Raw genomic sequence first — 12,516 nt, 5'->3', positions numbered from 1 at the left:
ACCAACCGAACCCGAAATTGTTTAGTCTGTACAGTCGTTCACCAAACTTAATACAGACCGGTAATTTTTGCCTACGGCTTCTGAAAGCGCCATTTCGCAGGTTTTTGACGACGAATAATATCCGTCGCAATCGCCACTCACATCTGCAGCCTCTTTCCTGGTCGCCGCATGGGTTAGTTCAGGAAACAAAAATCCGCGGTCGCCCGCCATGCCGCAGCAGCCTGCATGCAAAGGAATGTCTACCTGCACAGCATACGCCTGGGCAATTTCTTTGAACTTATTCTCCAGGCCGGGCAGTTTCTGCAGGGAACAAACCGGGTGCAGCGTAATCCGTTCTTTTTTTCTCGATGGTTTGCACCGCGGCATGACGTATTGATGAATATACTCCACGCTGTCAATGATGGTTAGCGAATCAAACCTGGACTGCCTGAGCGAGTCAAGTACCGGTCTGCAGCTGAGCAGTGTCTGGGTACAGGAACTGATGTCCAGCACAACAGGCACCTCACCACCGCGCGTAGCGATGAACAGCATATCGACCGTTTGCATGCTGCTGTAGGCCCGTGCATCTTTAAAGCCTTTCGACGAATAGATCTGGCCGCAGCAGTTACCGGCCAGGCCGGAAGGAAGTGTAACTGCAATCCCGGCCTTGGCAGAAAGACTGTAAAAGTCGTCCATGACGTTGCGCTCAGGCCGGTCTGCATCGCCCATTACCCTGGAAATGCATGACGGAAAATAGACGACTTCCTGCGCAGACCTGGCTAAAACCGGCTTGCGCAGGGCCGGGGCCGGCCTTAACTGTCCCGTCCACAGCGGGAAACCGGGTACGATTTTTTTCAGGCCTGATGTCAGGTTCGTCATGGCGCGGGGACCAAAAACCCGGTTCACGAGCTGGCCGGCCCCCAGTGCGAACCGCACCGTTTCGCTCACCGCAGCAAAATGGCGGGCTGTAAACAGCGCAACGCGGTTTGCAAAGGCAGAATGGTTTTCTTTTCTCAGCCGTTTAACAAGGTCGCCGGTATTGATATCTACCGGACAGGCCGTTGCGCAGAGACCGTCGACCGCGCAGGTGTCCAGTCCTTCGTACTGGTATTGGTCAAGCAGTGTTTTGTAGGCAGCCGCCTTGCCCTTGTTCTTCAGGCTCACAAGTTCACGGCGCACTACAATGCGTTTTCTCGGCGTAAGCGTAATGTCGCGACTCGGGCATTTATGTTCGCAGAAACCGCATTCCATACACCTGTCTACCTCTTCCTCCACCTTCGGCAGTTCTTTGAGATCCCTGATGTGGGCCGCTGCATCTGTGTTGATGATCACGCCAGGGTTAAGCAGGTTTGCCGGATCGGCAACCGCCTTCAGGCGCCGCATGACCTCGTAAATCACGCCGCCCCATTCGGTTTCAACAAAGGGTGACATGTTGCGTCCTGTGCCATGCTCGGCCTTGAGCGTGCCGTCATAGCGGTTCACAACCAGCTCAACCACTGCCCGCAAAAAGCGGTCGTAACGGTCAATTTCTGAAGGTGTATCAAAAGCCTGCGTCACGACGAAATGGATGTTGCCATCTTTTGCATGACCAAAGATGATCGCGTTTTGATAATCAAAAGCAGAAAAAAGCTGCTGCAGGTCTATGATCGCATCGCCAAGCTGTGCCACCGGAAAGGCGATATCTTCCAGGATAACGGTCGTCCCGCTCGCCCGGACGGCGCCTACCGCCGGGAACATACCCTTGCGTACTTTCCAGAAAAGCGCTTGCTGCACCGGGTCTGAACTAAATTCGGCCGGCGCGAGCAGTGAAAGGGAATCTGATATAGCGTCGAAAGCCTCGAGCAGGGAAAGAATTTCCCCTGGTGTACCTGCCTGGTATTCGACAAGCAATGCGGCTGCACCTGATGGCAGATCTTTCAGGATTGCGGGAAGACCGGCGATGTGTTCGACCGATCGCAGCGAAGCGCGGTCCATGAGTTCTATAGCCTCAGCTCCGGTATTGCTTAAGGGCACGATGGCCTGGCAAGCGGCATAAATATCCGGAAAATAAAGCAGCGCTGCAGACTTTTCAGGGAAATCCGGAACGGTATGCAATACGGCTTCCGAAATGAAACCCAGGGTTCCTTCTGCACCCACGAGCAGGTGCGCCATGATCTCAAGCGGCTCTTCGAAATCGAGAAAAGCGTTAACCGCGTACCCCACTGTGTTTTTGGTTCGGTATTTTTGCCTGATGCGTGCCGCAGCCGTTTCATCGGCCAAAAGCGAGGCCCGCAGATCAAGTAGTTCCTGTTGCAATGCCGGGCATTCGGCGGCGAAACGCTCAAAGTCTGCCGGGTTTTCCGTGCTGAAAACTTTGCCGTCTGGCAATACAAAACGAATGTACTTGAGCGTGTGGTACGCATTTTTCGTTACGCCGCAGCACATTCCGCTTGAATTGTTCGACAGGATGCCCCCCATCATGGCAGAATTGATACTGGCAGGATCCGGACCAATCTTCCGACCATACCGCCTGAGCTGTGCGTTGACGATGGCCCCGATCGCCCCAGGCTGAACGCGAACCTGTTTACCTGCGTCTTCCGGCCTGATCAATGTCCAATGCTGGCTCAGGTCGACCAGGATGCCGTCTGTAACGGCCTGGCCAGACAGACTCGTCCCGGCAGCGCGAAACACCAGCGGAATTTCCAGTTTGTGTGAAAGCGCAAACAATGCAGCAACCTCAGCTTCAGAAACCGGCAGCACAACTGCCTGCGGCCGCAGATAATAAAAGCCCGCATCTGCCGCATAAGACACAACATCTATCAGTTTGGTTTTTACCCGGCCGGGTTCCAGAATATCGAGCAACGCAGCCCGCAACTTTGTGTTTTCCATGATCACTTGGCAGCAAATCTTACCTGACGGCGGCAAAATATTTTTCAAATATTGGAAAAACCTGCATAATCCCGCAGTCATTTTCCTTGTTTTCTGCAGTTACCGGCAATAACTCCAACGCGGATAGTTTTTAGAACCCCTGGCCCATGAGGTTTAGCGATGACTTCATCGAGCTCCAGCCGCTTGCCCGGCCGGCAGAGCCCTGATTACATATAAGCCATTGTTGCTGCTGTCCTCGCCATTTGTCGGAAATGCATAACGCAAAAAATGTACACCGGTTTGTTCCGCGAACACTGCGGGAACGGAAAATACCGCCAGAAAATTCTGCAGGCCTTTAAACGGTCCGACCGGTTTCTCGCCCCCCGAACGGAACCTGAGTACATCACCAGCCACATTCACCTCACAGGCAAGGTCAGCGCGCCAAGACAAAGGAAGATCAGTAAACGCAAACCGGGCCATGATCTCTGTTTTCCGGTAGCCCGCTACGCGGACCGGCGGACTTTCGGGATAACCCAAATTTTTTTCTTTCAGATCAATGGTGTAATAAGTCTGCAGCCAGCCATCGGTGGTCGCCTGCAGGTCCGAGTAGGTACCACGTTCCTGGTCTTTGAGCAGGTACATCTGGCTGTACTTTGCCGGATAACCATCAAACCTGGCGCCAGCTACCTCGCCGATGTGGTCGAGCCGGCCTTCGGCCTCGCCGGTTTGCAGCCGCGTCCATTCACCTTTAACCCTGAACATAATGGGATCGCCTGCTCCGTAGAGAACAGAGAACCCGAAAATCACCACCTCAGCATTTTTATACAGCGAGTCGAATTGCGCCTGCCAAGCTGCCTTTGACAACTCCTGATTCTGGTTGACCTCCGCTTTATAAAGTTTTTTCTTTGGCACAGCTTCGCTCAGGTCGTAAGCTCCTGTCTGGTCAAAAACGAAATAACTGAAGCGTGGCACGTACAGGCTGTCTGACTCCAGCGCATAATCCTGCATGCCTGAACTGTTCAGGCGAATTACGCGGCCGTTCGCGACGACCAGAAAAAAACGCTTCCCGGGATGGTAATTGATTGCAGCCGAATACGTGGTTATGCGCACCATTTCAACGCTGCCCGCCCTGGCGCCCTGGCGCAGCGGGACGTACCCGGCCGGATCCGCTCCAAGAGACGAATAAATGTTAATGGCAGTACATTGCTGGAGCACCGCAGAGAGCAGCAACAATAGGGCAATGGCAATAAAGATAAGTTTGAAACGCTTCATCGAATCGTATGCTACAGCTTAGGGCGGCCGGCTAACGCCTTTCTTCCGGTTCGGTATCGCAGCGGTTACTCACGCTGAGATTCGTGCCTCGATTTTTTCCCGCAGGGCCATGATGTCAAATGGCTTCGAAATAAATTCTTCGGCGCCGCTGTCTGTGGTTATGTTTTCATAATGCATGTTTGCAGACATCAGCAGGACCGGCACCGACCGGAATGCGGGCAACGACTTGATCTCCCGGCAAATGTCAACACCGTTCCCATCGGGCAGCTTGATGTCGAGCAGGATCAGATCAGGGGGTGCGGCCCGCAGTCCGGCCAGAAAATCGCCGGCATTTGCAAATGCATTGACCACGAATGGCGGCTCGTTCAAAAACATTTCCAGCATTTCCCGGATATCCTCATCGTCTTCTACAATAAATATACGTTTTGTCATGTTGTATGCTTTTGCTGCCCTACCCCGCAAAGGCAGCGTTATTAATTTATATTTCGGGTGCAAGCGGGATCCGAAAACTGAACACCGACCCTTCCCCTTTCACACTCTTAACCCAGATGCTGCCATGGTGCCGCTCTACTATTTCCTTACTGATGAACAAACCCAGTCCCAGTCCGGAGATGTTGCGCGGTACCGATTCAACCCGGTAAAACTGATTGAATATGTTGTTGATATGTTCAGGTTCCATGCCCAGACCGCGGTCCTGCACATGAACGGTGAGCTGGTCGCTTACCTCGAACGACAGTTCAATCTGTTTCCGGTCTGGTGAGTATTTGGCTGCATTGGTAAGCAGGTTGCTGAGCACTTGTTCCAGCCGGAGTTTATCGGCCTCAATGAATACCTCGGCCGGCTGCTCATAGTGTACCTGATGCTGCATGCCCGAAGTGCGGAGCGACTCGATGATTTCGCGTAGAAACGAGAAAAATGCGAAACGACTGTAATTCAACTGCAGTTTACCTGCCTGTATTTTCGAGATATCGAAAAGATCCGTGATCATGGCATTCAGCTTTCTGACCTGGTTCATCGCCTTATCCACGAACAGACGCTGACCCGGTTCAGAGATTTTAAGCTGCAGCATTTGCAAATAACCTGTCATACTCGTTAAGGGCGTTTTCAGTTCGTGCGTAGCCATGGCAATGAACTCGTCCTTTTTATGACTGAGTGTTTTGACTTCTTCAAACAGTTTGGAGTTGTCGATAGCGATTGCCGCCTGCGAGGCAATTCCTGTAACCAGGTCTTCATGCTCTTCTTTGAATACTCCGGGCTCCGGATGGCCGAAAAATAAACCACCGGCTACATTGCCGGCTGAAGAGATGACCGGAACAGCCAGGTAACTGGTAACAGGCAGGTGACCCTGCGGCATGCCATAATGGGGCGCATTTTTGCCGTAGCGATCATCTTTGGTAATGTCATCCACGCGGATCACTCCATGGCCACTGAAGGTAGGATGAAAAACAGCCGTATTGCGCGGAAAGCCGAATTTTTCAAAAGCCTCCCTCGGCGCGCCTGACAAGGTAAAAAGCGTCATTGTTTCGCCTTTCTTATCGACCTGGTTGTAAAAGAAGGCGCCGAACTGTGCACCGGTCAGACTGGTCGTCAGGTCAGTTACTTTCTGAAGTATTTCCTGCAGGTCAAGGCTCTCTGAGAGCGTACGCCCGATGGTATTCAGGTAAAGAATGCGTTCAGCGCTCCTTGCACGGCTTTCTTCACCTACAATACGTTCTGTAATGTCCCGGGCTACTTTTGACGCGCCGTAAATGTTGCCGAACTTATCTTTGACCGGCGACACCGTGAGCGAGATGTCGATCTCATGACCGTTTTTATGGAGCCTCCGGGTTTGGAAATGATCTATTTTCTCACCCCGGCGAATGCTGTTGATAATGGTCTCCTCTTCCTGCTGAAGCCGCGCCGGAATCAGGATGCTGATGTGTTTTCCCACAACCTCGTCTGCTGTATACCCGAATACCCGCTCCGCTCCTTTGTTCCAGCTGCGAATGTTGCCTTGCAGGTCTTTACTAATAATGGCATCTTCAGACGATTCTACAATGGCCGACAGCACAGCATCTTGCGTGCTGTTTTTGTAGGCGGTAATGTCTGTAAGCGTATAATAACCACCGGCGGCACTTTCGCCGCTCTCCAGGATGGCACAATGGATGACCACAAATTTAACACCGCTGTCGGCACATCGAATCATAAATTCTGCCGGGGCAACCGCCCTCCCTGCACTTAAGCTAACAGCAAGCGGATGGTTTTCAGGTGCTACCGGCCTTCCGTCAGGCTCAAAGAGTGTTCCGGGAATGTTCCAGCGATCGTCTTTCGCCGGCCTGCGGCCAAGCAGGTTGTGGGCAGCTTCGTTTGAGAAGCTGATTGCGCCCATGCTGTTACAAAAAAATACCGGAATCGCCGCGTTTTCGAACGCACGTACCAGCTCTGTGCCAGGGTTACCGGAAGATGTTGCGGAAAGTTCCATGGTTCCATCAATTGACAGCACCAAAATAGCCTTTATTTGCGAACCCGGTAAAACCGGAATGAAAAAGAGAAAAATTAGTTGGCCGCGGTTCCCGCAAAGCCGTTTACAGCGCGCAGGTAAGCCTCGATCTTGGCCGGATCTACATCACGCAGGGCGCGAATAGCTGCTTTCAACGATACTTCACTGACATTCAGACGCCTTGTCCAGTAAATCCTGGCCTGTTCTTCAGAAATATCCACAGTTTCAGGGCGATTGGAAAAATGCTTCATAGGGAATAGTTTTAACAGCTTTTTGGCAAGCCTCGTTTTTAAAACAGGCTGATGTAACAAATTGTTTTAAAAATTGTTTGATTTTTTCCTGACCCTCGGCCGGCAAAAACATATCTGCAAAACCGGTGTTTTTTGGTGGCGGCAGTTTTTTGCTGATACTGTAAATTAGAAATTTTGAAGAAACACCTTCGCATAGGCATTGTCGGCGGCGGCCCGGCAGCTTTACTTTTGTTAAAAAACCTGATCAATACCGGCCGCGAAGATCTCGCTGTCGATATTTTCGAAAGAAAATCAATATTAGGAGCCGGCATGCCCTACAGCCGGGATGGATCCTGTGACGAACACGTCAGCAACGTTTCGGGAAACGAGCTGCCTCCCCTGCCGGTTGGCCTCGAAGACTGGTTCGGGACATTACCTTCAGACACCCTTGCCCGTTTCTCCCTTAACAAAGAACAGTTCACAGCTTATAAAGTGGTGCCGCGCCGCTTGCTGGGGGCGTATCTTTGCGATCAGTTCAATGTCCTGCTCAGCGAGGCAAAAACCCGGGGATTGCCGGTCGGCGTACACCTGCATGCAGCAGTCACAGACATCGAAGATTGTCCTGAAAAAGACGCCGTACAGGCACGCCTGGCAGATGGCCGGCATTTCGAATTTGACCACATTGCGATCTGCACGGGCCACGATTTTCCTGAGCACTGCGAAGGCCGGATCAGCGGCTGGTTTGACTCCCCCTATCCGCCCGAAAAATTGAAGTTCAGAACGCCGCACCCCGTTGCCATCCGTGGGGCATCTCTGACCGCCATAGACGCGATGCGTACGCTTGCCAGGCAAAATGGCCAGTTCACGACCCATACCAATGGTAAGGCCAGGTATACCTGCGACGAAGAAAGCAATGGGTTTGAGCTGGTCCTGCACTCGCGCAACGGTTTGTTGCCGGCTGTGCGTTTTCATCTTGAAGACCGGCGGCCTCAGCAGGACAAGCTCCTTAGTAAGGAAACGGTAGCAGCCAATAAAGCTGCGAATGGCGGCTTTCTTTCGCTCGATATGGTATTCGAAACAGCGTTTAAGGAACCCTTTAAAGAAAAAGACCCCGGTTTTTATGCCTTCATCGCCGATATGCGGCTGGAAGATTTTGTGGCGGCCATGATGAAACACCGCGAGAACAAAGACCCGTTTGAGTTGCTGCAGGGCGAATACCGCGAGGCTGAAGAATCCATTAAACATAAAAAGTCGGTGTATTGGAAAGAGATGCTGGCAGACCTGAGTTTCACCCTGAACTACCCGGCCAAATATTTTTCGGCAGAAGACATGCAGCGGTTGCAGCAGGTGCTCATGCCGCTGATTACCATTGTCATTGCCTCGGTACCGCAAAGCTCTGTTGAAGAAATGCTTGCGCTGCACCAGGCCGGTTTCCTGAAACTTGTAGAAGTTGATCCCGACAGCCATGTCGAGCCCGGACCACAGGGCGGGGCAGACTACTATATCAATGACCAGGCTGCACCCGTACACTACGAAACCTTCGTTGATTGCATCGGGCAACCAGCTATCCCCTTTGGCCAGTTTCCGTTCCAAACCCTGCGTGAAAAGCGAACCGTAACCCAGGCCAGGCTTCAGTTTCAGGACCCTGAAATCGGCCGCAGGCAGTTAAGCGAAGGTGTAGCAGGCATCTCTGCAGATCAGGACGGCAACTATTTCCTGGATGTTCCGGGTGTTGCCATCGACGATTCGTTTGCTGTCGTTGACGCTTACGGCGCCCGGAATGAACGGATTTTTCTGATGGCCGTGCCCTATATGGGCGGGTATAATCCCGACTATTCAGGACTGGACTTTTGTGACACGGCGGGCAATACCATAGCCCGGGCCATTACGGGCATTTCTGAATAACAGGTGCAGGTGTTTGCCCAGGCAATGAGCAGTTGCATTTTTTCGAAACCAAAATCCGGCGATCCTGTTGTTGAGAAAGAACTAAAAAACATCACCATGAAAAAGACCATGTTAACCCTGCTCATGAGCGCATTTTGCCTGAGCACCTTTGCCCTGCCACAGCAGGACACAACCAAGAAAAAACAGGACACAACAAAAAAAGAACGGAAAACTAATCCTGGTAAACGCGATACCGTGAAGCGCGACACCTTAAAAACACCGCCGGCCCAGGTCAAAAAAAGCTAGCGGCGAAAGCCAACAAGAAAGACAAAAGGCCGTACACCTGATGGTGTACGGCCTTTTTTATGTGCGGCGTTCTTCTTGCTGCCGGTACGCCTGACATACAGGTTGCCGCATCGGCCGTCAGGCGTCAGAATTTCAGCCTGAGGTTGATCTCGAAGTTGCCATGCGAATAATTTCGCAGTGCCGAGGTATTGATCGTGTAGCTGGCGGTTACCAGGTATTTGAGACGATAGTCCATCCCTACGCCGAAAGTGGCGCTTTCGCTGCTGTGGTAAAGCCCGGTAAAGAGCAGCTGCCTGTCTAACAGTTCCAGCTGTGCTCCTGCATCCCAGATATCATCCTGTTCCTGCAGAATCCGGTAGGCCACCAATGGCTCTACCAGGCTTTCTCTTGCGCCATTCAGCGGGATGCGGTAACTTACTGCCGAATAAAACCTGGCTACATCTGCAAAGCGGATATTTTCTTCTTTAAAGAAATTCCTCACATTCGGCACCGCAGCATGTATGGTGAGCCGCGTGTTCGTGTAAGCCACGCCGAAATCGCCATCCAGGTGCGTGTCGCGGTCATTGTACTGCCCGGCCAACACGTCGTTTGGATCGCCCTGGATATCGCCGATGCTCAGACGCTCATTCATGATACCTGCTGAAACACCAAAATTAAGTTTCTGGTCCTCGGCCAGCGTTACGTGGTAAGCAAATGAGGCGGCCACGCGCGTCTGGCGTTGCAAGCCGGCCTTATCATTAAAAATATTAAGGCCCAGCCCGACCTTATCGAACCCGTAGTCATAGGTCAGCGCCTGGCTGACCGGGCCGCCGGGCACCCCGCTCATCTGGGTACGGAAACCTGCATTGAGCCGGCTCCCTGCTTCCAGGCCGGCAAAAGCCGGATTCAACTGGTAACGGTTGTTAAAATATTGCATGGTGAGCGGATCGATCTGGGCCTGGGCGGCCATTGCCCCGAACTGGAGCAAAACAACGATCCATAGTTTTCTGATATTCATGGTCTGCACAAGTCTTGTTAGTTATTTTGCTGTCTTAACAGGGTGATGAACCCTTTTTTCACGGCCTTGCCTGCACCGAAGTCAATCACATAATAATATGTGCCTTCTGCAAGCGGGCTGCCGTTAAAAGTTCCATCCCAGCTGTTATCATATTTTTGTTTACTGTAAACCTGGCGGCCGGCCCGGTCAAACACGCGGACCACGTTATCAGGATATACATCGATATTTTTAACCACCCAGGTATCATTTACCCGGTCACCATTCGGCGTAAGCAGGTTGGCCGGCTCAACGGCAAAATTCTCTAGCACTTCAATCCGGATGCTGGCAACCTGGCTGCAGCCTGAAGCATTCGTTACCGTTACGGTATAGGTGGTTGCCTGCGAGGGCCTGATGGTGAGCGTGGCGGTATTCTGGCCGCTCACAATGCCGTCGGCACTGCTCCAGCTGTAGGTGGTGCCGCCCGACGCGGTAAGCACCAGTGTTTCGCCCTTGGCCACCGGGCTTTGCTTGCTGCTGGCAATGGCAGCAGCCGGCAGCGCCTGAACGGTTAGCGTTCCGGCTTGGTACTGGAAGCTATAGTTCGCTGCAGAACCACCGGTTACATTGATCGGATAGGTTCCCGGCTGCGCACTGTTACCGGCGCTGCTTGCCGCTACCGGTTCGCTGGTCAGCGCCGTAGCGGTCTCGCCACCTGCAAAGCCGCTGTAACTTACCGTAAATGCCGGATTTGCTGTTCCGACGCAACGGGAAGCGTTGTTTGCCCTGGCGGTAAGGACTGCTTTGCTGATCACCAACGTTCCGTTCTGGTAAGCTGGTGTGTAATTCTGCGAAGTTAAACCGGAAGGAATAATGGTATAGCTACCCGCATTTCTGGCTCCTTGCGATGTACCTGCATAGGCAACAGTTCCCGAAACACTTCCGGCGGCGTCATCGCCGGTTGCGAAGCCGGTATAGGTAACCCCATTGCCGCCGGCAAAGACCTGTGCATCGTAGGTTTTAGCGGCATCATTTGCCTTTACGGTCAGCGCAGCCTTGTTGATCGTCAATTTGCCCGGAACATAGGTGATGTCATAATTTTCTGCTGTAAGCCCCGCCGCAATCATTGTGTATTCACCTGCGTTCACAGCACCCTGTGCTGTGCCAGCCCAACTTACCGTCCCGGAAACAGCTGTTTCATTGTCAGCGCCTGTGAAGCCGGTAAACGTGACGCCGTTTCCGCCGGCATAAGGCTGCCGGTCGTAGACTTTAACAGCAGGCCTGGCGGTTGCTGTCAGACTGGCTTTTTGTATGGTCAGTTCGTTGCCGGTAAAATTGATCTGGTAGTTCCCTCCGGCACTGAGGCTACCCTGTGTGATGGCGTATTTGCCTGCATTTTCTCCGGGAGCCCGGACCAGGCTACCTGAAAAGCTATCGCCGGCGGCCAGGGCCGGACTGGCTGCATAAGTCAGTGCCGGGTCGGCGGCACCGTAAACCTTTGTTGCCGCTGCGGCCGATATATTGACCGTCCGTTGACCTATGGTCAGCTGTGACTCTGCAAAGTTCAGGGTATAATTGCTGCCGGCTGTCAGGCTGCCCCGGGTAATCGCGTACGTACCTGCGTTTTCACCCGGCGCACGTTCAAGTGAGCCGGTAAAGCTGTCGCCCGAAATGAGGGCCGGACTGGCGGTATAGGTGAGCACTGGATCAGCTTCACCATAGGTCTTCGTTTTTGCGTCTGCAGTAACGGTGACAACCTTCGGCGCAATGGTCAGATCTGCGGCTGTAAAGGTGAATGTATAATTATTGCCGGCACTTAGCGTACCCTGTGTGATGGCATAAGTGCCTGCGTTTTCACCGGGAGCACGGCTGAGCGAGCCTGTAAAACTAACACCCTGGCCGGGTGCCGGACTGACTGTGTAAGTAAGCGCGGGATCGGCATCGCCAAACGTCTTGGACTTTGCATCGGCAGTAACGGTCACCGCCTTTGGCACAATGGTCAGTTGCGCACCCACATAGTTGAGGATGTAATTACTGCCTGCCGAGAGGCTGCCCTGGTTGATCGCGTATGTACCGGCGTTTTCGCCCGGTGTCCTGGAGAGAGAGCCGGTAAAGCTGTCGCCAGTGATCAATGCTGGACTTGCGGTATAACTCAGCATAGGATCAACTTCACCGAAGGTTTTTGTCTTTGCCTCGGCTGTTACAGTAACCGGCTTCGGTACGATGCTGAGATCGGCTCCTGTGAAACTAACCAGGTAATTGCTGCCGGCAGTCAATGAGCCCTGCGTGATGGCATACGTTCTAACATCTTCTCCCGGGGTGCGGGTAAGCGAGCCGGTAAAGGCATCGCCGGTTTCCAGACCGGGCGCAGCAGTATAAGTCAGCGCAGGGTCGGCTTCACCATAAATTTTGGTTGCAACACCTGCAGTCACTGTGATTGGTTTTGGCGTGATGGTCAGATTGGCGCCGGTGTAATTGAGCACATAATTGCTTCCGGCACTCAGTGAACCCTGCGAAATGGCATAAGTACCAGCGTCTTCGCCCGG

9 protein-coding genes are annotated in these 12,516 nt (G+C 52.9%); 2 read left to right on the top strand and 7 right to left on the bottom strand.

Annotated features, from left to right (window positions below):
- Nucleotides 1–21 precede the first annotated feature (21 nt).
- From C7T94_RS19010 to C7T94_RS18990, 5 genes are all read right to left on the bottom strand, one after another.
- Nucleotides 22–2,847 carry an FAD-binding and (Fe-S)-binding domain-containing protein gene (locus C7T94_RS19010; protein ID WP_107217674.1) on the bottom strand — a complete coding sequence of 942 codons (2,826 nt, stop codon included), beginning with the start codon at nucleotides 2,845–2,847 and terminating at the stop codon, nucleotides 22–24.
- A gap of 165 nt (nucleotides 2,848–3,012) precedes the next feature.
- A complete protein-coding gene (locus C7T94_RS19005; RefSeq protein WP_107217672.1) occupies nucleotides 3,013–4,098 on the bottom strand; it encodes a hypothetical protein in 1,086 nt (361 codons plus the stop codon).
- A gap of 69 nt (nucleotides 4,099–4,167) precedes the next feature.
- Complete coding sequence (locus C7T94_RS19000) at nucleotides 4,168–4,530, bottom strand: response regulator transcription factor (RefSeq protein ID WP_107217670.1); 363 nt, start codon at nucleotides 4,528–4,530, stop codon at nucleotides 4,168–4,170.
- A 46-nt stretch (nucleotides 4,531–4,576) separates the two neighbouring features.
- On the bottom strand, nucleotides 4,577–6,559 hold the full coding sequence (locus C7T94_RS18995) for a PAS domain-containing sensor histidine kinase (RefSeq protein ID WP_107217668.1): 1,983 nt from the start codon (nucleotides 6,557–6,559) through the stop codon (nucleotides 4,577–4,579).
- Between the two features lie 74 nt (nucleotides 6,560–6,633).
- Nucleotides 6,634–6,828 carry a DUF3606 domain-containing protein gene (locus tag C7T94_RS18990; RefSeq protein WP_162618768.1) on the bottom strand — a complete coding sequence of 65 codons (195 nt, stop codon included), beginning with the start codon at nucleotides 6,826–6,828 and terminating at the stop codon, nucleotides 6,634–6,636.
- 174 nt (nucleotides 6,829–7,002) lie between these two features.
- Here C7T94_RS18990 and C7T94_RS18985 point away from each other — a divergent pair, with 174 nt between their 5' ends.
- Together C7T94_RS18985 and C7T94_RS18980 are read left to right on the top strand one after the other, a co-directional pair.
- Nucleotides 7,003–8,712, top strand: coding sequence for an FAD/NAD(P)-binding protein (locus C7T94_RS18985; RefSeq protein WP_107217663.1), 1,710 nt, complete (start codon nucleotides 7,003–7,005; stop codon nucleotides 8,710–8,712).
- Nucleotides 8,713–8,808: 96 nt separating this feature from the next.
- Nucleotides 8,809–8,997 carry a hypothetical protein gene (locus tag C7T94_RS18980; protein WP_162618767.1) on the top strand — a complete coding sequence of 63 codons (189 nt, stop codon included), beginning with the start codon at nucleotides 8,809–8,811 and terminating at the stop codon, nucleotides 8,995–8,997.
- A gap of 124 nt (nucleotides 8,998–9,121) precedes the next feature.
- Here the strand turns inward: C7T94_RS18980 and C7T94_RS18975 are convergent, their stop codons facing one another.
- Together C7T94_RS18975 and C7T94_RS18970 are read right to left on the bottom strand one after the other, a co-directional pair.
- The gene (locus C7T94_RS18975) at nucleotides 9,122–9,994 is read right to left on the bottom strand and encodes a PorP/SprF family type IX secretion system membrane protein (RefSeq protein WP_107217659.1); all 873 of its coding nucleotides are present in this window, start codon (nucleotides 9,992–9,994) and stop codon (nucleotides 9,122–9,124) included.
- Nucleotides 9,995–10,011: 17 nt separating this feature from the next.
- Nucleotides 10,012–12,516 (bottom strand): MBG domain-containing protein (locus tag C7T94_RS18970; protein WP_162618766.1); only part of this gene is annotated, 2,505 nt, incomplete at its 5' end.

This window comes from Pedobacter yulinensis (genome assembly GCF_003029735.1).
In the GTDB taxonomy this organism is placed as follows: domain Bacteria; phylum Bacteroidota; class Bacteroidia; order Sphingobacteriales; family Sphingobacteriaceae; genus Pedobacter; species Pedobacter yulinensis.
Note: the sequence above shows the minus strand (reverse complement) of the source record. Positions and strands in the feature narration are given on the sequence as shown.

Bases quoted from the DNA above. Each gene is read 5' to 3' on its own strand.
- C7T94_RS18995 (WP_107217668.1), bottom strand. From the start codon at position 6,559: ATGGAACTTTCCGCAACATCTTCCGGTAACCCTGGCACAGAGCTGGTA.
- C7T94_RS18990 (WP_162618768.1), bottom strand. From the start codon at position 6,828: ATGAAGCATTTTTCCAATCGCCCTGAAACTGTGGATATTTCTGAAGAA.
- C7T94_RS18975 (WP_107217659.1), bottom strand. From the start codon at position 9,994: ATGAATATCAGAAAACTATGGATCGTTGTTTTGCTCCAGTTCGGGGCA.
- C7T94_RS19005 (WP_107217672.1), bottom strand. From the start codon at position 4,098: ATGAAGCGTTTCAAACTTATCTTTATTGCCATTGCCCTATTGTTGCTG.
- C7T94_RS19000 (WP_107217670.1), bottom strand. From the start codon at position 4,530: ATGACAAAACGTATATTTATTGTAGAAGACGATGAGGATATCCGGGAA.
- C7T94_RS19010 (WP_107217674.1), bottom strand. From the start codon at position 2,847: ATGGAAAACACAAAGTTGCGGGCTGCGTTGCTCGATATTCTGGAACCC.
- C7T94_RS18980 (WP_162618767.1), top strand. From the start codon at position 8,809: ATGAAAAAGACCATGTTAACCCTGCTCATGAGCGCATTTTGCCTGAGC.